General features: G+C 29.3%; 14 protein-coding genes, 2 pseudogenes and 1 riboswitch. All 16 genes and pseudogenes read left to right on the forward strand.

Annotated elements, in window-relative coordinates:
* The first annotated feature begins 128 nt into the window (after nucleotides 1–128).
* The gene (locus RCG18_RS12285; RefSeq protein WP_308041564.1) at nucleotides 129–980 is read left to right on the forward strand and encodes an undecaprenyl-diphosphate phosphatase; all 852 of its coding nucleotides are present in this window, start codon (nucleotides 129–131) and stop codon (nucleotides 978–980) included.
* A gap of 15 nt (nucleotides 981–995) precedes the next feature.
* On the forward strand, nucleotides 996–1742 hold the full coding sequence (locus RCG18_RS12290; protein WP_308041565.1) for an ABC transporter ATP-binding protein: 747 nt from the start codon (nucleotides 996–998) through the stop codon (nucleotides 1740–1742).
* Nucleotides 1742–3607 (forward strand): ABC transporter permease, encoded by a 1866-nt coding sequence (locus RCG18_RS12295; RefSeq protein WP_308041566.1) that lies wholly within the window; start codon nucleotides 1742–1744, stop codon nucleotides 3605–3607. The genes RCG18_RS12290 and RCG18_RS12295 overlap by 1 nt, the downstream gene beginning before the upstream one ends.
* 234 nt (nucleotides 3608–3841) lie before the next feature.
* Nucleotides 3842–3925: riboswitch (cyclic di-GMP riboswitch) on the forward strand.
* Nucleotides 3926–4331: 406 nt separating this feature from the next.
* Nucleotides 4332–5363: a winged helix-turn-helix domain-containing protein gene (locus RCG18_RS12300; protein ID WP_308041567.1), complete on the forward strand. Its 1032-nt coding sequence runs from the start codon at nucleotides 4332–4334 to the stop codon at nucleotides 5361–5363.
* A 166-nt stretch (nucleotides 5364–5529) separates the two neighbouring features.
* The gene (locus RCG18_RS12305; protein ID WP_308041568.1) at nucleotides 5530–7209 is read left to right on the forward strand and encodes an ABC transporter ATP-binding protein; all 1680 of its coding nucleotides are present in this window, start codon (nucleotides 5530–5532) and stop codon (nucleotides 7207–7209) included.
* 502 nt (nucleotides 7210–7711) lie between these two features.
* Nucleotides 7712–7885 (forward strand): hypothetical protein, encoded by a 174-nt coding sequence (locus RCG18_RS12310; RefSeq protein ID WP_308041569.1) that lies wholly within the window; start codon nucleotides 7712–7714, stop codon nucleotides 7883–7885.
* 25 nt (nucleotides 7886–7910) lie between these two features.
* Nucleotides 7911–8822 carry an ABC transporter ATP-binding protein gene (locus RCG18_RS12315; protein ID WP_308041570.1) on the forward strand — a complete coding sequence of 304 codons (912 nt, stop codon included), beginning with the start codon at nucleotides 7911–7913 and terminating at the stop codon, nucleotides 8820–8822.
* Nucleotides 8816–9562, forward strand: a complete 747-nt coding sequence (locus RCG18_RS12320; protein WP_308041571.1) for an ABC transporter permease — start codon at nucleotides 8816–8818, stop codon at nucleotides 9560–9562. Before RCG18_RS12315 ends, RCG18_RS12320 begins: the two co-directional genes overlap by 7 nt.
* 13 nt (nucleotides 9563–9575) lie before the next feature.
* Nucleotides 9576–10295, forward strand: coding sequence for an ABC transporter permease (locus tag RCG18_RS12325; RefSeq protein WP_308041572.1), 720 nt, complete (start codon nucleotides 9576–9578; stop codon nucleotides 10293–10295).
* Nucleotides 10296–10345: 50 nt separating this feature from the next.
* Entirely contained in the window at nucleotides 10346–11059 is a 714-nt protein-coding gene (locus RCG18_RS12330; protein ID WP_374119092.1) for a response regulator transcription factor, read from the forward strand.
* Between the two features lies 1 nt (nucleotide 11060).
* The gene (locus tag RCG18_RS12335; RefSeq protein ID WP_308041573.1) at nucleotides 11061–12458 is read left to right on the forward strand and encodes a HAMP domain-containing sensor histidine kinase; all 1398 of its coding nucleotides are present in this window, start codon (nucleotides 11061–11063) and stop codon (nucleotides 12456–12458) included.
* A 190-nt stretch (nucleotides 12459–12648) separates the two neighbouring features.
* Nucleotides 12649–13653 (forward strand): LacI family DNA-binding transcriptional regulator, encoded by a 1005-nt coding sequence (locus RCG18_RS12340; protein WP_308041574.1) that lies wholly within the window; start codon nucleotides 12649–12651, stop codon nucleotides 13651–13653.
* A gap of 290 nt (nucleotides 13654–13943) precedes the next feature.
* Nucleotides 13944–14912, forward strand: coding sequence for an ROK family protein (locus RCG18_RS12345; protein ID WP_308041575.1), 969 nt, complete (start codon nucleotides 13944–13946; stop codon nucleotides 14910–14912).
* Nucleotides 14909–16572, forward strand: a pseudogene (locus RCG18_RS12350) (alpha-glucosidase). The gene RCG18_RS12345 and the pseudogene RCG18_RS12350 overlap by 4 nt, the downstream one beginning before the upstream one ends.
* Nucleotides 16573–16769: 197 nt before the next feature.
* Nucleotides 16770–18617, forward strand: a complete 1848-nt coding sequence (locus tag RCG18_RS12355) for an APC family permease (RefSeq protein ID WP_308042019.1) — start codon at nucleotides 16770–16772, stop codon at nucleotides 18615–18617.
* 266 nt (nucleotides 18618–18883) lie between these two features.
* A pseudogene (locus RCG18_RS29025) lies at nucleotides 18884–19611 on the forward strand (MASE3 domain-containing protein); the annotation flags it as partial.
* Nucleotides 19612–19733 lie beyond the last annotated feature (122 nt).

The following is a 19733-nucleotide window of genomic DNA, read 5'->3' on the forward strand; positions in this document are numbered from 1 at the left end:
CTATTTTTGCTTGAATAATAGAATCTTACATACATGTCACATTCCTGTAAGCTTTGGAGATAGCAGCTTACACACTATTATTATAAACTATACACAAGTAATAAATAGTTTGTAAGGAGTGTTAAGGAATGGATATGATATTTATGTTTAAAGCAATTATAATTGCTATAGTAGAGGGATTAACTGAATTTATACCTGTATCTTCTACAGGGCATATGATATTAGTTGGATGGGCAATTGGTTTTAATGGAGAATTTGCTAAGATGTTTGAAGTTGTAATTCAGCTTGGAGCTATAATGGCAGTGGTTGTTTTGTATTGGGAAAAAATCAAAGAAAGTATTGTAGAATTTTTTAGGTTTATATTTACTAAAGGAAAAAAAGGAAAGACAGGATTTAGATTTGGAATAAATGTTATTGCAGCATCTATCCCAATGGCGGCTGTAGGAGTATTATTTTACGATAAAATAAAAGCAAGGTTTATACCAGAAGCTGTTATAATTGGGTTTATAGTTGGAGGAGTATTGTTAATAATAATAGAAAATATATACAGAAATAAGGCTCACAAGATTGAAAATATAGACAAAATAACACCTATGCAAGCATTCGTAGTAGGGTTATTACAGCTTCTTGCTGTGTGGCCGGGAATGTCAAGAAGTGCATCTACAATAATGGGTGGATGGATAGCAGGATTATCAACACCAATAGCAGCAGAATTTTCATTTTTTATAGCTATTCCAGCAATGATAGGATCATCAGGAAAAGACTTATTTGAATTTGACTATTCTATAATGACACCAACGTTATGGATTGCATTAATAGTAGGATTTATTGTGGCTTTTTTAGTAGCTATAATTGTTATGAATAAATTTGTTAATTATTTAAAAAAGAAGCCAATGAAAGTTTTTGCAGTATATAGAGTTGCAGCAGGTGTTTTACTTGGAGTATTAGTATTAACCAAGGTTATTACTTTATCAGCATAGAAGGAGGTCATGAAAATGAAAATTTTAGAGGTTTCGAACTTAAGTAAGGTATATGGCAAGAAAGTAATATTTAGTGCCTTGGACAATATAAGTTTTAATATAGAAGAAGGAGAATTTGTAGGAATAATGGGGCCATCAGGAAGTGGAAAAACAACCCTATTAAATATGATTTCAACAGTAGATAAACCAACCTCCGGAGAAATAAGAATAAAGGATAAAAATCCTTTAAGACTTAAGGGAGATGATTTGGCGTTATTTAGAAGAAGGGAACTAGGCTTTGTATTTCAAGATTTCAACTTATTAGATACCTTAACTGTTGGTGAAAATATAGTGCTTCCACTTACATTAGATGGAGTGCCAGTTAAAGATCAAGATAATGAACTTGATAGAATAGCGAAGATACTTGGAATAGAGAATATAGTTAACAAGAGAACTTTTGAAATATCAGGGGGACAATCTCAAAGAACAGCTGTTGCAAGAGCATTAATACATAAGCCTACTTTGCTACTAGCAGATGAGCCAACTGGTAATTTGGATTCCAAAGCAGCAAAAACTGTAATGGAGCTATTTGAAAAAATCAATAAAGAAGAAAAAGTAACTACAATGATGGTAACTCATGATCCACTGTCGGCAAGTTATTGCAGTAGAATTCTATTTATAAAAGATGGAACTATATATAATGAAATTTATAAAGGAGACAGCAGACAGCAGTTTTATCAAGAAATTATTGATGTGCTTGCATTACTTGGAGGTGGAAACTAATGAATTTTAGAGAGTTTGCCACTAAAAATGTATATAGAAATGCAAAAGCATATTTTGCCTACTTTTTAAGCAGCGGCATATCAGCAGCACTATTATTCTCTTTTACTATGATCATTTTTCACCCTAAATTCGTGGTGATTAAATTACCTGGGTATTTACGGAATTCGCTTTATATGACAACAGTTATTTCATACTTATTTTTATGTTTCTTTGTTTTCTATTCAGTAAGTACATTTTTAAAAAGTAGATATAAAGAATTTGGAGTACTTTATATTATAGGCTCGTCGAAAAAACAAATACAGAGAATGATAAGCATTGAAAATATAATTATTACTTCAGTATCAGGAGTAGTAGGTATAGTATTAGGAGTGATTTTTTCCAAAATACTTTTAGCAGTCAGTGGTAAATTATTAGGATTTAATGCATTAGAATTCTATATTCCAGTTAGAGCTATGAGTATTACCTTTATCGGATTTATAATGATAGGAGTAGTAATTTCAATATTTTGTTCTTTCATTATAAGAGAAGATATGGTCTTAAAATTACTTAAAGGCACTAAAAAGCCAAAATCTGAACCAAAATCCTCTATTATTCTTGTTATTATATGTCTAGTATTATTAATAGTGGGATATTATATGTCAATTACATCAAGTGAAAAAACAATAGCCAATAGAATAATACCTGTAACAACAATGGTTATTGTGGCAACTTATCTTTTATTTTCTCAATTAAGTACATTTGTAATTAAATTGATTAAAAAGAACAGAAATTTATATATGAAGAAGACTACAGTATTATGGGTATCAAATTTATTATATAGAATAAAAGATAATACAAGAATGTTTTTCTTAATTACAATAACTTCAACAGTTGCACTTTCAGCGATAGGATCAGTATATGCCTACTGGAGAGATAAAGAGACACAGATAAATAGAGATTTTCCACAGGCATTTTTCTGTTCTGATACTTATAAAAATAAAAGCAAAGTTCATTTGAAAGCTGATTTCATAGAAAATTCATTAAAAGATCAAGGTATGGATTATACTAAAGTTAATGACGAAATGAAGGTTATTATTTCTAAGAGTGAAAAAGATAAGATAGCTGTAATTAAAGAAACCACTTATAAAAAACTAGCATCAACATTAGCTTTAAATATTATTTCTTTTAATAGAAATGAGACGATAATAGCGGTACCTTTAGCCGAATATGAAAGAAAAAATATTATTCTAGATAATATAGAATTACAAGTTGCTAAAAAGAGTGATAAACGAGTAATTCCAACATTTTATGGAGATGTATATATAGTTAAAGATGATGTATATGAAAAGATAAATGGTGTTAAGTGTTACTTTGGAGCATTAAATGTAGAGAATTATAAGGATACATTGAATATATGTAATAGCTATTATAATAATTTTGGAGACGATGAAGGAGATAATATTTATAAAAATTTTCTCAAAGCTCATATATTAGAAAGTACTAAAATAGCTTATGGTGTAATTTTGTTCAGTGTGATATTCATAGGACTTATCTTCTTTGTGACAACGGCAAGCTTCTTGTATAACAAGTGCTACATGGATATTATAGAGGATAAAAATAAATATAGACAGTTAAATAAGATAGGATTAACCTATAAAGAAATAAAAAAAGTATTAAATATCGAGATAGGGGTATTATTTTTACTGCCTTATATAATTGCTGTAATACATTTTTTCTTTGCTATGAGTGCATTAAAATATGCTTTTGCAATTGAAATAGCTGTGCCAGTATTTCAGATAATAGGAATTGTGTTGATTATTCAAATTATGTATTTCCTTATTATAAGAAAAAACTATTTACTAGAGATTAAAAAGAATTTGCTATAGATAGATGAGATATACGAATAAGATTTGATAAGTAGTGAACTTTATAGGTAAGGTCTCATTTCCGTTATTGAAACCTATGAATATATAACGACCGTATTAGAGAAATCTGTAGATTATATTGAAAAAATATATTTAAAGAAATATCCTTGAATATAATTTCAAAGGAATTTTTCAGGTAAGTTTACAATATAATTATAAAAAAATATATGTCATAGGTAGTAGTAGAAAAAAATATATAAAGTGGGGAACAATGAAGCATGTTCTATATTTGGGCACCTAGATCATGCTAAGTTAGTGGTGCAGCCGACCTAATCTACATTAATTTTAATGTAGATTATTTTTATACATATTACAAAATTTTAACTGTTCTTCGCGGTTAATGTATTAGTAAATAAAATGGGGAGGGGAGTATCATTAAAATAGTTATTGTAGATAATCATCCTAGAAAAGCTATACAAAGCTTTTTTCAAGAAAGAAATTTTAGCGAACTTGTTTATAGATAGTTTTTTAAATTACAGATAAAAATTTAACGGGATAAGTGCGCACTTTTGGGTTGCGGGCGAGGCCCTTTAGGAATAAAATTTTCAACTGAATTTATAATGGAGAAATTTTTAAAATAGAATTACCCACTAGAACTTGACACAAATAAAGCAATCCAAACATATTTTCATTTTTATGATATAATATGGATATTCTAGTAAACTAATTTATGGGAGTGAATAATATGAAAATTAAAATACTTGACAAATTAGATCCCATTTGTGAGATATTTGGATTAATTTATATGAGTCATAACTATGAAGAAATTATTAATGATTTAATAAAAGAACTTAATAATAATGGAGTTAATGGAGAATTATTTCTAAGAAAAAATTTTAAGGTAGTTGATAAATATATAAAAACTTTTGATAAATATAAGGTTATTAATGAAAATGAGATACTATTCTTTGATGAAGATGATGCATATATTTTTATGTCAATTGCTTTTGTTCTAATTAACAATAAAGAGTTAATATATTCTTTAGATAATGTAACAAATGATCAGCTTAAATCTATAATTTTAGATGTTTACAATGAGGCATTTGAGGATGAAAAGACTATAGATTCTATTAATACATTAAATAATATAGTAGAATTCTTAAAAGGACTAGACCTTAAAGAAAATACTAAATGGAAGTTAATGGTCATTTTAAATGACCCTAAAAAGTATTACAAATCTTTGATTAATATAATAGAAGATAATAGAAATGCATATAACGAGGCTTATAAAGTTGTTGAAAAACCATTATCTAAACTAATAGGTGATTACATTAAATATGTTAATTCGGATAAATGTGAGGTATTAAATAATATCATAAAAAATAGTGATAATAAGATTACTATAATTCCTACATTATCATTTGGTACTATATTATTTGAGTTTAAGAATACGTACTTCATGGGTCTATTATATGACCTTATATGCAAAGAGTATATTTATTCTATGGGGAATAGGGGAGAACTTATTTTAAAATTAAAGGCCTTAAGTGATAAAAGTAAATTAGAAATAATAGCACTTTTAAAAGCTGGCCCTAAATATAGTTTAGAGATAGCTGAAGCTTTAAAGCTTACTCCAGCTACAGTTTCATATCATATGGGATCATTATTAGAGTGTAGCATGGTTGTTGTAGAAAAGAAACAAGGTAAGGTATATTATAATTTAAATAAAGCCGGATTAAAAAATCTTATAGATGAACTTAATAATGTATTATTATAAAAAACTCTCATTTAACTGAGAGTTTTTTTATTTAAATATATTAGAAACTTATAAAATTTGTTTGACAAGTATCTAATTAAATAATATTATAAAAATATAAGTTTTATTATTATCTAATTAATTAGATGAATATATAATTATATTAATTTGAATTAGGAGAATTGCTATGAAAGAATGTATTAAGAAAAATAAACTACTATTATTATTAACAGTTATATTTAGCGTAATATCATCAGCAGCTATGGTGGGGCTATCACTATTCATACAAACAACTATAGACTATGTTACTGCTGGAAATATGTATGGTTTCAAGAAGATATTAATATATTCCGCAGGATATGGTGTTCTTATAGGATTACTATATTTTATATATGATATTTTAAGCAAAATGTTCATCAGAAATTTATTGAAAATGCTAAGAGATAAAGTGTTTTTAGGTATACTTAGAAGAAATTATAAGGATTTTAATTCAAAAAATACAGCTGATTATATTTCAGTGTTAACAAATGATATGAAATTAATAGAAGAAAACTATGTTGTTCCATTGCTATTAATTCTCCAATGTAGTGTTATGTTTATGGTAACAGTTATTCTTCTATTATATTTAAGTCCATTAGTTACATTAGGAATTTTTATAAGTATGTTATTAATTTTTATAGTACCAAATATATTTGGTAAAGCTTTAGAAAATAAACAATTAGAACTTTCAAATAGACTATCATTTTTTACTTCTAAACTCAAAGACATATTCTCTGGTTATGATGTTATCAGGTCATACAATTTAAGGAGTAATATAACTAAAGAGTTTCAGGAGGAAAATAATAATTTAGCGAATGCAAAATTCACAGCGGATAAGATATTTGTAATAAATGAATCACTATCTCAAGTGCTAGGAATGGGAACGCAATTTGTAGCTATATTTTTATCAGCATATTTGGTTATAAAAGGTAGTTTGACTATGGGAATGCTTATTGCTATTGTTCAACTTTCTGCTACTTTTGTACAGCCTATAATAATGATAATGAGCAATGTTCCTAAACTCAATAGCGTTAAACCTATAATTAAAAGAATTGACGATTTTTCTAATTACAAAGATACTGATTTTATAGGTAAGGATAAACCCTGTTTTAATAATGACTTAGAGGTGTTAAATTTATCTTTTAATTATGGCAGTGAAAGACCTATTATTGATAATATAAGTTTAAAGATAGATAAAAACAAAAAATATGCAATATTAGGGGAAAGTGGATGTGGTAAATCTACTTTAATAAAGTTAATGCTAGGGTATTATTCCAACTTTAGCGGAGATGTAAAATTTGATGGAAACAATATTAAGAATTTAGATATAGAACAGTTAAACAAAATGATTTCTATCATACATCAAAATGTATATATGTTTGACAAAACTATAAAAGATAATATATGTTTATACAAGGAGCTCTCAAAAGAACAGATAAATAACGCTTTAAACTTAAGTGGCGCAAATAAATTTATAGAAGAGATAGACAGTGGGTTAAATTATTTAGTTGGAGAAAATGGTAGTAATCTTTCAGGAGGCCAAAGACAAAGGATCGCGATAGCTAGAGCTCTAGTTCAAAAAACACCGATACTTGTACTGGATGAAAGTACATCCGCTATAGATATGCAGACAGCCTATGATATAGAAAGCAAACTATTAAGTATAGAAAACTTAACTTTAATTACAATTACTCATAAAATGAGTGAAGAATTATTAAGTTTATATGATGAGATAATATATATGGAAAATGGACACATAGTTGAAAAAGGAAATTTCAAAGATTTGTTAGAGAAGAGGGAAAAATTTTTTAGCTTCTATACAGTATAAAGTTATAATATAGCTATTTAATTGTAAAAATTTTTCTAAAACAATATAATGAAACAAATATTTAAAAGTAGTTTTGGACAGAAGAAAATGATAATATTTCAGTAATAAATGCTTAGTGATGGTATCACTAAGCATTTATTATAATATTTTATATAAGCTACTCTAATTTTGTACTCCAGTACAACCTATTCAAAGGACTCTCTTTATCTATAATTAATCTCTTAACTAGCGAAACCTGATTTTCAGTAAATTCTACAGATATTTTTTAAAGTTCTTTAAAAAATTTACAACTTTTGTTAACTCGTCTTTGTTCTCATTAAACATGAAACTTTTTTTATATAGTATTTATGACTGTCATCAGAAACGTGCTATTTTTATAAAGTATAAGAGACTCACACTAATTTAAATAAAAACTATTAAATTAAGCTAGAATTAAGGTTGGCTGAATAATAACTTAAACTACCTTAGTTATTATAAATACATAAGGCAGTTGAGAGGAGAAATGAAAAAGTTATTTAAAGCTTTAATAATAGTAATATTAATGGGGACAGTGACATCTACAATAGGTAGATTTACAGGAATTAATTTAGATGGTTTATATAGATCAGGGGTACTAATGTATATTTTATATTTGGCTTCAAGTAAATTTAACGCTAAGGAAGCAAAAGCTAAATAATAAGAAGGGTGTGAGGTAGAGCGCTATGGATAATTATATTGTAGAAACTAAGAACTTAACAAAAATTTTTAAGGATTTTAAAGCGGTAAAAAATATAGACTTAAAGGTTAAAGCAGAAAGTATTTATGGATTTTTAGGACCAAATGGAGCAGGAAAATCTACTACTATAAGAATGTTATTAGGCCTAATTAAACCAACTTCTGGTGAGGTAAAGGTTTTTGGGAAAAGTATTGAGGATCAGAGAGAGGAAATATTGAAAAATGTTGGTGCTTTAGTTGAATCACCTTCATATTATGGACATTTAACTGCTTATGAAAACTTAGAAATAACTAGAAAGGTTTTAAAGCTTAATAAGTCGGAGATTGATAGAGTACTAGACTTTGTAGGGTTATCTGAAGTTAAGGATAAGAATGTAAAAGAATTTTCCTTAGGTATGAAGCAGAGATTAGGTATAGCGCAGGCTTTAATGGGAGATCCCAAATTAATAATCTTAGATGAACCAACTAATGGATTAGATCCTGCTGGTATTCAAGAGATTAGAGAGCTGATTAAATCATTGCCGAGGGAAAAAGGTATTACAGTAATAGTATCAAGCCATATTTTAAGTGAAATAGAGCTGATGTCGGATGAGGTTGGAATAATTAAAAAGGGTGAGCTTTTATATCAAGGCACTATAGAAAGCTTAAGAGAAAATAACAACTCAAAAATACTTGTAGGAGTTTCAAATAGACCAGGTACGTTAGAGTTGCTTCGTAAGAGAGGATATAGAGTGAAAGAAGAAAAAGGTAAGTTATGTGTTACTGCCGAAGGCTTATCAGCATCAAAGTTGTGTAAAGAGCTTGTATTATCAGGGGTTGAAGTTAATCACTTATCAGAAGATAAAAAGTCCTTAGAGGATATATTTTTATCATTAACAATGGAGGGAGAGGTATGTTAGGGGATTTAATAATCAATGATATGTATAAACAAAAGAGAAGTATGCTAATTTTTATTATTATAGCTATACCAGTATTTACTTCACTGTTATTATTAATTGATTTTGGTATAAGGTATGAAAATTATCTTTACCCACTTGCAGTCCAAAAAGGCATTACATCCTGGCAAATGCTATTGTTAGAACAAAAGATGGTTTTCTTTAAGGAATATTTACCTTTGTTTGGAGCCATAATAATTTCTTCTTTGTTTGACAATGAATATAAAAATAATGGATGGACACTGTCTTTAGCTCATCCCGTTTCAAGGGAAAAAGTTATCATATCAAAATTCATAACAAGCTTAAGTTTTATGGCAATTATGCTGCTTGTAAATATTTTATCATTAATCCTAGTAGGAAAAATCATGGATTTTCCAGAAGCTATTAATGGAATGTATTTTGTAAAAATGTTTTTTATACAGCTTATATCAGTGGCATCAGTAATGACAATACATTTATTTATTACAATAAAAAATAAAAATACCTTAAAATCAATATGGATAGCTGCTATTTTATCCGTTGTTTCTTCCCAGATATTTTATCGAGGAGAAACTTTAAGTAAATATAACCCTTATTCCTTTTCATCTTTTTCAGATGGATTAGTGACAACAAACTTAAGACTACAAATTATAATGTCAGTAGTTTTGATTATTATAGGATTATTGAGTACATTGATATATTTTAATAAAAAAGAAAGTTATTGATAGGAGGGGCATTATGGAATTATTAAAAGGTGAGTTATTAAAGTTAAAGAGGCTTTCAATTTTTCAAATGGCAATTTTGGCACCAGCATTGGTTCTTCTATTAGGTATAAAATTCTACAGCTTTATAAAGGTAAAGGCACCTCAAGTTACCCCTTGGGATGGACTAGCAGTAGGTTCTGACACTATATTTGTAGGAGCGATTTTACCTATTCTAATAATGTACGTGATAATAATGATGAGCAGGATAGAAAACTTAAATAATGGTTGGAAGCAGCTTTTAGTTATGCCTGTTAAAAGAGAAAAAATATATTTAACAAAATATTTAGTGGTACTCTTAGTTTTAGCAGCAACTTTAGCTGCATATTTAGTAGAGTATACAATAACTGCATATTTGCTTGGAGCTAAGGGAATTATTCCAGTAGAAATGTTTGTAAATATAATATTTATCTTCATAGCGCTACAGCCTTTTATAGCAATACTATTCTTTTTATCAAATAGATTTAGCTCATTTGTTTTATCTCTAGGAGTGGGAATGGTATTTATTCTTTCATCAATGTTAATAGTTCAATCAAGCTATTGGAAATATGATCCATGGACTTATCCTTTAGCCTTAATACAAGGTGGTCTTAGTATAGTAACAGAAGTATTGCCTTTTCTTCTTATAAGTGCCTTAATATTTATATCTATTTTTTTCTTAGATATGTATAACTTTAGGAGAAGGGATATTATATAAGTTTATATATGGTATAATATGAAAAACTGGCTGATAGAGAGGTGTCCATTTTGATAAGAGAAGATGAATTGTTAGATAAAAAAATATTACTTGTAGATGATGAAGAGCAATTATTAAGCTTGCTGGAGGAAGTTTTAAAAAGAGAGGGATTTAATAATATTTATAAAGCTTCTACAGGAATAGATGGTATATTAACTGCAAAGGAAATAGAGCCAGATTTAATACTTCTTGACGTTAATTTGCCAGACATTGAAGGTTATATGGTATGTGATAAAATAAGAAAATTTTCCTTTTGCCCTATAATATTTCTAACAGCAAAAGGAGAAGATGAGGATAAGCTTAGCGGGTTAGAAGCTGGTGGTGATGACTATGTTACTAAACCTTTTAATATAAAAGAAGTTGTTTTAAGAATAAAAGCGCAATTAAGAAGAAATAACTATGTACCTATAGAAGTAAAAGAGAAGAAATTGCAGTTTGGAAACATTACTATAAATGAAGAAAATGGAGAAGTACTAAAGGGGAAAGAGATAATAACTTTAACAGCCAAGGAATATCAACTATTATTATTTTTAGCTAAAAATCCAAATAAAATTTTTAGCAAAAATAGTTTATGCACTAATGTATGGGGTTTTGATTATGATGGTTATGATAATACCATAATGGTGCATATAAGACATCTAAGAGAAAAGATTGAGAAAGACCCAAGCAGTCCAGAATATATAAAGACTTTAAAAGGGTTAGGGTATAAGTTGGTGGTTGAATAGTATGAAAAAAAAATTGACAATGCAATTTTTATTTTGGAATGTAATTATTTTATTTTTAATACAATTTGTGTTTTTTGCTGTGAATATATTGAGTATTCATAAGGGGATGGCTTTTTCAAAGAACTTTTATAATTTCACATTTAGTACAACTGAGTTTTCACAAAAGTACAGAGACAAGTTGATAAATGGAGCTCAAAGCTTTAATTTAAATGAGGATGATATAAAAGTGTTAACAGAAAATAATATTTGGATTCAAGTCTTAGATAGTTATAGTAGAGAGGTTTATAATGTGAATAAGCCCAAAGAGATACCAACAGAGTATTTAGCAGGAGAACTCGTGGATTATACCGTCAATGGATGGAAAATGCCTAAACCTTCTACTATACATACAGAGGTATTTAATAAGGGTGGACAGAAATACAGCTTGATATTAGGATTTCCAATAGAAAAGATATCACAGCGTGTACTGGTCTTTAACGAGGAAACTATAAAGTTTTATTTTGCACTAATAATTTTAGCTTTTGTTTTGACAATATTAATGGGGTATTTATTTAGCAGAAAGCTTGCGACACCTATAGCAGATATTATAGACAATATTAAGATATTATCACAAGGGAAATTTAAGATTAAAAGTATCAAAAAAATAGGAGTTTACACTGAGGTAAATGAAAATATTAATAAATTGGCTAAGAAGTTAGAGGAAAATGAGGAGGAAAGAAAAAGCGTTGATAAGCTAAAGGAAGAATGGATTGCAAATATTGCTCACGATTTAAAGACTCCTTTATCATCAGTTAATGGATATGCTCAGCTTTTATTAAATGATGACTATCATTTAGAGGAGAGAGATATTAAAAGATACGGAGAAATTATTATAAATAAAACAGAGTATATTCAAGAATTAATTAATGATCTTTCCTTAATATATAAATTTAAAAATAAAGTAATTCCACTTAAGCTGGAAAGAGAGAATATAGTTGATATTGCACGAGAAACAGTAATTGATATTCTGAATAATCCAGTTTATTCAGATATAAATATTAACATTAATTATGATTCTGAGGAAATATATATATGTTGCGATAAAAAATATATAAAGAGAGCTTTATGCAACTTTTTATTCAATGCAATAGTTCATAATCCAAAGGATACAATAGTGGATATTAATATAAGTGAAAACAGCGGTGTTATAATAGAAATTACGGATAATGGAAATGGAATTAAGGAAGAAGAGTTAAAATCTCTATTTCATAGATATTATAGAGCTACAAACACAGGTGAAAGTCATAAGGGTTCAGGTCTTGGAATGGCTATAAGTAAGGAAATTATAGAAGTGCATAATGGAGAAATAGAGGTATTTAGCAAGGTTTCAGAAGGAACAAAGATAGTGATAAAATTATAAGTGGATTGTTTACACTGCTAAATTTATGTGTGATTGCCATTTATTATTTGAGAAAGAATAGAAAACTATCTTAGAACTTGGCATAAAGAAAAGCCTGTAATAATATTGACACCCTAGATTTATTTATATAAAATTATGGTATATGAAAACGGTTGAACACTATTATAATAAGGAATAGGGTGTGAATTGAATGAGTGTCACAATAAAAGATGTGGCGAGAGAGGCAAATGTTTCTCCATCAACGGTATCAAGAGTTATTGCTGAAAATCCTAGAATAAGCGATGAGACAAAGAAAAGGGTTAAGGAGGCAATAAAAAAATTAAATTATCATCCTAATATAATAGCTAGAAGCTTGACCAATAAGGCGACTAAAGTTATAGGCATAGTTTTGCCAAGTGAAGCAGAGGACTTATCTAAGAATCCATTTTTTATACAGGTTATGACAGGCATAAGTGCTTATGCCAAAAAATCAGGATATTATATAATGTATACTTTTTGTAAGACAGAAGAGGAGGAAGAGGAATCTATAAAGAATTATATAAATAGTAATCTAGTTGATGGAATAATTCTTACTGTAGCTCGTTTTAAAGATAGATGCATAAAATATCTTCAGGAAATAAGTTTCCCTTTTGTAGTGATTGGAAGACCTGAAGATACAAAAAATGTGCTTTGGGTAGATAATGATAATTTTCATGCTATGTATGATGCAGTTAGTAAATTGTTGCGTAGAGGACATAGGGAAATTGCTTTTATTGGAGCTAATAGCGAGCTAAATGTTTCTAAAGACAGATTAAGTGGATATAAACAAGCGCATAAAATCCACGGGATTGATGTTGATGAAAGCATTATTATAGAGGTTGATACTTTTAAAAAAGATTTAGGTTATGAAGCGGTGAAAACAATATTAGATATAAAGATTCCTACAGCAATAGTAACTACAGATGATCTTCTCGCTTTTGGAGTTAATTCCTATTTAGTGGAAAGTAATATTAAAGGTGTAAGTATAGTAGGTTTTAATAACAATCCATTGGCAGAATATCAAAAGCCATCTTTAACTTCGGTGGATATTAATTCGGGAGAAATAGGATATTATGCTGCAAAATTATTGATTGATAGACTTCAGAATAGAGTAAGAGAAACACATTACATCATAGAAACTAATTTAATAGAACGGGAATCAACTGTAAAAAAATAAAAATTGTCTGTACAATATAGTACAGACAATTTTTATTTTATCAGAATGTATTGACAACCTTTTCATTAAAAAATATAATTTAACCATAAGACAAACGTTTGCACAAATAATATAAAAATAATAAGTATCGTTTGCATGAATTGGAGGTTCCTGGGCTAAGGAACGTGCTGGTGGTGCTTTTGCATCTTCAATGGCTTTTATACTTATTAATCGTATTACAGGAGTAATATTTAACGGTATTAATAATATGGTTGTGTCAGATCATTATGGAGTAGAGGTAGAAATAAGGAGTGATTATTGTAGAAAGTAAATATATCATAGGAATTGATTTAGGTGGAACAAAGATAAGTGGAGTTCTTGCAAATTTTAATGGAGATATAGTTGAAAAGTATACACTTCCTACAAAAGCAGAAGAGGGAGAAGAGGCAGTATTAGAGAGAATAATAGCTGTAGGGGAAAGGGTATTAGGGGAATCTAAGGTTAATAAGGATGATGTTTTAGCTATAGGAATAGGATGTCCAGGGATTTTAAACGTAAAAGAAGGAAAAATTATTACTGCTCCAAATCTTCCTTTTAGGAATTTTAATGTGGTTAAGTCTTTAAAAGATAAATTCAATATTCCAGTTTACTTAGACAATGATGCTAATGTAGCAGCTATTGGTGAGTATGTTTTCGGAGCTGGAAAAGGTACAAATAATATGGTGTTTATAACAGTTTCCACTGGTATAGGTGGAGGCGCTGTATTAAATGGAAAAATCTATAGAGGAAACACTTGCAATGCCTTAGAAATAGGACATATGACTTTAGAAAAAGAGGGTCCTCGCTGTAATTGCGGAAACTATGGCTGTGCAGAGGCATTAGCGTCAGGTACAGCTATAGGTAGAGCTGCAAATGAAGCGATAAAAAATGGAGAAAAAACTTCCTTAGCTCGTTATGAGAAGGTAACATCCTTTGAAGTATTTAAGGAAGCAGAAAAAGGAGATGAATTAGCACAAAATGTACTTAACAAAGCTTTAAATTATCTTGGAATATGTGTTGCTAATGTAATCATCTCCTTTGATCCAGAGGTAGTTATAATTGGTGGTGGAGTTTCAAAGGGAGGGCAAATAGTCTTTGATAAGATAAATGAAGTAGTCAAGGCTAGATGCTTTGAAGCTATGTGGAAAAGTACAAATATAGTGCCTGCGGCATTAGGAACTGATGCAGGGGTCATAGGAGCTGTTGCTCTTGCTGTAATGGAAAGGAAAGATACTATATGAAGAAAGTTTGGTGGAAAGAAGCCATTGCCTATCAAATATATCCCGCAAGTTTTATGGATTCTAATGGCGATGGAATAGGTGATTTACAAGGTATAGTTTCTAAGCTAGATTATTTAAAAGATTTAGGAATTGATGTAATATGGATCTGCCCAATGTATAAGTCGCCAAATGATGATAATGGCTATGATATTAGCGATTATCAAGATATTATGCAAGAATTTGGTACAATGAATGATTTTGATAAACTAATGAAAGAAGTCCATGGACGTGGTATGAAACTTATAATTGACCTGGTTATAAATCATACTAGTGACGAGCATCCATGGTTTATTGAGTCTTGTTCTTCAAGAGATAATCCAAAACGTGATTGGTATATATGGCGTGATGGTAAATATGGAAATGAGCCAAATAACTGGGAAAGTATTTTTGGCGGCTCTGCCTGGGAATATGATGGAACATCAGAGCAATACTATCTGCATTTGTTCTCAGCAAAACAACCAGATTTAAACTGGGAAAATAGAGAAATGCGTGAATCTATCTATAGTATGATTAACTGGTGGTTAGATAAGGGTATTGATGGCTTTCGTGTTGATGCAATAAGTCATATTAAAAAGAAGATGGCTTGCAAAATATGACTAATCCAGAGGGACTAGATTATGTACCATCCTTTGAAAAACATATGAATGTAAAGGGGATTCATAAATATCTTAAAGAGCTAAAAGAAAGCACTTTTGATAAGTATGATATTATGACTGTTGGTGAAGCTAATGGTGTAAAAGTTGAGGATGCAGAGCTTTGGGTTGGAGATAAAAATGGAAAGTTTAATATGATATTTCAGTTTGAACATTTAGATTTATGGGAGGATGGAACAACTAATAAACTTAATCTTGTAAACTTAAAAAAGATTTTATCAAAATGGCAAAAGGGATTAGAAAATAAAGGGTGGAATGCATTGTACATTGAAAATCACGATATACCTCGTGCTGTATCTACTCTGGGGGATGATAGACAATACTGGCGTGAAAGTGCCACTGCATTAGCGGTAATGTATTTTATGATGCAGGGTACGCCATTTATATATCAAGGTCAAGAGATTGGTATGACTAATGTTAAATTTGAGAGTGTTGAGGAGTACAATGATGTAAAAACTCAGAATATGTATACTATTAAAAGAGAGCAGGGAATGAGTCATGAAGATATAATGGAAATTATATGGTCATCATCAAGAGATAACTCCCGTACTCCTATGCAATGGGATAAATCATTGAACGCAGGATTCTCAACGGTTAAGCCCTGGATTGGAGTTAACCAAAATTGCAAAGAAATTAATGTAGAAAAACAATTACAAGATTCAAATTCTATATTAAATTTTTATAAAAAAATGATTTCTATTAAAAAGCAAAATGATATATTCACTTATGGCAGCTATAATTTGATTTTAGAGGAGAATGAGCAAATTTATGCATACACTCGTATTTTAGGTGGAGAAAAAGCTATAGTTATATGTAATTTATCAGCCTTGGAATCTGTATATTATCATAAAGATATAAAGTTATCATATGATAATTTATTATTGTGCAACTATGATGTATATGAGCATGATTATATAACAAGTTTTGTATTAAAACCATATGAAGCAAGGGTCTATAGAGTGCTGTAACTAAAACAAAGCTGTATCTAAAAGTAAAATAATATGCTTTTAGATACAGCTTTTAGTTTGTAATGAAAGATTATATACTGGATAAATTTTTGCAAAAAAACTAATAATATTAATAGATTTGTCGACTATGGTATTATATACTAAATTTCAATATTAATTTACTAAGTGGAGGAGATAATATGGGTGGAGGAGATAGCATAGTAAAAAAGTTTCTAGATGTTTTAATTGGCGAACCTCTAGCAAATGAACAACAGGCACACGAAAAATATAATGTCCCTTTTGGACTTGCAATCATGGCTAGCGATGCAATATCATCAGTAGCATATGCAGCGGAAGAAATTCTTTATGTATTGATAGCTGTAATAGGTTTAATGTCCTATGTCTGGCTTGGATGGGTTTCTCTAATGATTATAGGGCTTTTGATTATACTTACAGTTTCTTATATTCAAATTATAAGGGCATATCCACAGGGTGGAGGAGCTTATGTAGTAGCAAAGGAAAATTTAGGAGTAAGAGCAGGGTTGATTGCTGGTGCATCACTTCTAATTGACTATATTCTTACAGTGGCCGTTAGTGCCAGCTCTGGAGTTGCTGCAATTGTATCCGCATTTCCAAGCTTAGGAAGGCATACAGTTGCTTTAGTTGTAGGATTAATAGCCATATTGACCATTTTAAATTTAAGAGGTGTAAGTGAATCATCGAAAATTTTTAGTATTCCAACCTACTTATTTATATTAAGTATGATTTTTATGATTATATATGGTATGATAAAATTTTCAATATATGGAGCTCCAACTCCTATGGTAAATGAACAGATCAAGGCATCTGGAGCCGTAAGTATATTTTTAATTTTAAGAGCCTTTTCATCAGGTTGTTCAGCTTTAACAGGCTTAGAAGCAGTTAGCAACTCTGTTCCTAATTTTAAGGAACCTAGACAAAAAAGTGCAATAACCGTTATGGTTTTTCTATCTGCATTAATATTATTTATATTTGGTGGTACTTCATTACTTGCAAGATTTTATCATGCAGTTCCAGTAGGATATCCTACGGTAATTGCACAAATTGCATATGGCGTTTTTGGTAAAACTTTTATGTTTTATGTTGTACAATTTACCACTGCTGTAATATTACTTATGGCATGTAATACTGCCTTTACGGGATTTCCAATGCTTATGTATGTAGTAGGAAAGGATGGTTTTGCTCCTAGACAATTTACAATGAGAGGAAAAAGACTAAGCTTTTCTACAGGGATAGTAGCACTATCTTTCGTAGCATGTGTGCTTGTTATTATATTTAATGCAACAACGCATAGATTAATACCACTATACTCAGTTGGCGTTTTCCTATCTTTTACCTTAGCACAAACAGGTATGGTCCTTCACTGGAGAAGTGTAAAAGAACCAGGATGGAAAAAGCGCGCATTTATTAATGGATTTGGTGCATTTATAACAATTATCACAACACTAATAATTACTTTTGAAAAATTTGCTGAAGGTGCTTGGATAGTTGCAATACTTATTCCTTTAATTGTAATTGGAATGGTAAGAGTTAAGAAACATTATAATCATGTGGCAGACTTTTTGAGGACTAATCCTGAGGAGCTAGCAGAATCTCACTTAGACAAAAAATTTACCCATATAATGATAGTACCTATAGAAAGCATAAACAAGGCTGCATTAAATGCATTGCAATATGCAAGAAGTATTACACCAGATGTAATAGCCTTAAATGTCTCTACAAGTAAAGAAGCAATGGAGAAACTACAGACTAGGTGGAAGGAATTGAATACAGATATACTTTTAGTTTCAAAGTACTCACCATACAGAGCTGTAGTTACACCATTAATCAAGTATATAAGTGACATAGTAAGAGCAGCAGGAGAAAATGAAAAAATAACAGTTGTGCTACCTGAATTTATAGTTCACGAATGGTGGGGAGAAATTCTGCACAATCATACTAGTTTCTTTATTAGAGAAACCTTATTGAGAAACGAGAATGTCATAATTGCAACCCATCCTTATCATTTAGGTGAAGATGAAGAATAACCATGATATTGCTAATATTCTTCTTATGAAAGATATGCAAAAAAGATATTTTGCATATCTTTTTATATTTAACAAATATAAATTTATGTTTAAAAGATCAAATAAGTAATTCAAGCAATTTTGATTATTACAAAATGTTAAGATAAGTATTAAAATTTTAACAAATTATCATTTATTTGGAGAAAAATTTAAAAAATCTTCAAATAAAGCAGGTTTTTTTGTATGCTGTAGAATATTATAGTAAAAATGTATTCGGGAGGTGTATTATGGAATCTGCTTCGAGAAAATCTTATGATATTTTTAATTTAACTAAACCTATAAGGAAACTAAATTTTCATAAAGTCATAATTCTTATTAGCACTGTTTTACTCGCTCTTTATGCAGAAAAGAAAAACTATATCTTTTTTCATAGTACTATAGAAACGCTGAATACAGCTATTTGCTTTGGGTTAAGCATTATTGCGGTTAACACCTATAGAATATCTTGTAATAATTATTTTACATATTTAGGAATTATGTATGGTTTCGCATCTTCCTTTAACTTTCTTCATGGCGCAGCTTTTGCCGGCATATTTAGCGGCTCAAAAGATTCAATCAACATATCTTTACAGTTTAATATAATATATAGACTTATGGAAGGCTTTTCGCTTATTATATCGTTTATATTTTTACATAAAAAAATAAAGCCTTATTTAGTATTTTACTGTTATGCATTGAGTTCTATATTTCTGGTATACATAATTGTTAATACAAATTTACTACCAGATTTTTTGTATATGGCTCAGGACTAACTAGCCTTGAAAATAAGTGCGAATATATAATTATTTTTAATATGATAGTATTTATTTATTTATTGATAAAAAGCAAAAATTATTTTAGCGCTAAAATTACTACTTATATGATCATATATGCACTTATAACAATATTAATAAGATCCATAACTATTTATAGCGACTCCGTTTACAATGATTTTAGTTTAATAGCACATATCTTAAAGTTTATATCATATTATTTTTTATACAAAGCTTTAGTAGCAGAAGTATTGAATACTCCTTTTGATATGTTGTTTCGTAAAGTAAATATGAGAAATTTAGAGTTAAAATTAAAAGCTTTTGA

The sequence above is a fragment of the Clostridium sp. OS1-26 genome (assembly GCF_030915445.1).
Taxonomy (GTDB): domain Bacteria; phylum Bacillota; class Clostridia; order Clostridiales; family Clostridiaceae; genus Clostridium_AM.

Coding starts and splice junctions, on each gene's coding strand:
- RCG18_RS12285 (WP_308041564.1), top strand. CDS start 129: ATGGATATGATATTTATGTTTAAAGCAATTATAATTGCTATAGTAGAG.
- RCG18_RS12290 (WP_308041565.1), top strand. CDS start 996: ATGAAAATTTTAGAGGTTTCGAACTTAAGTAAGGTATATGGCAAGAAA.
- RCG18_RS12295 (WP_308041566.1), top strand. CDS start 1,742: ATGAATTTTAGAGAGTTTGCCACTAAAAATGTATATAGAAATGCAAAA.
- RCG18_RS12300 (WP_308041567.1), top strand. CDS start 4,332: ATGAAAATTAAAATACTTGACAAATTAGATCCCATTTGTGAGATATTT.
- RCG18_RS12305 (WP_308041568.1), top strand. CDS start 5,530: ATGAAAGAATGTATTAAGAAAAATAAACTACTATTATTATTAACAGTT.
- RCG18_RS12310 (WP_308041569.1), top strand. CDS start 7,712: ATGAAAAAGTTATTTAAAGCTTTAATAATAGTAATATTAATGGGGACA.
- RCG18_RS12315 (WP_308041570.1), top strand. CDS start 7,911: ATGGATAATTATATTGTAGAAACTAAGAACTTAACAAAAATTTTTAAG.
- RCG18_RS12320 (WP_308041571.1), top strand. CDS start 8,816: ATGTTAGGGGATTTAATAATCAATGATATGTATAAACAAAAGAGAAGT.
- RCG18_RS12325 (WP_308041572.1), top strand. CDS start 9,576: ATGGAATTATTAAAAGGTGAGTTATTAAAGTTAAAGAGGCTTTCAATT.
- RCG18_RS12335 (WP_308041573.1), top strand. CDS start 11,061: ATGAAAAAAAAATTGACAATGCAATTTTTATTTTGGAATGTAATTATT.
- RCG18_RS12340 (WP_308041574.1), top strand. CDS start 12,649: ATGAGTGTCACAATAAAAGATGTGGCGAGAGAGGCAAATGTTTCTCCA.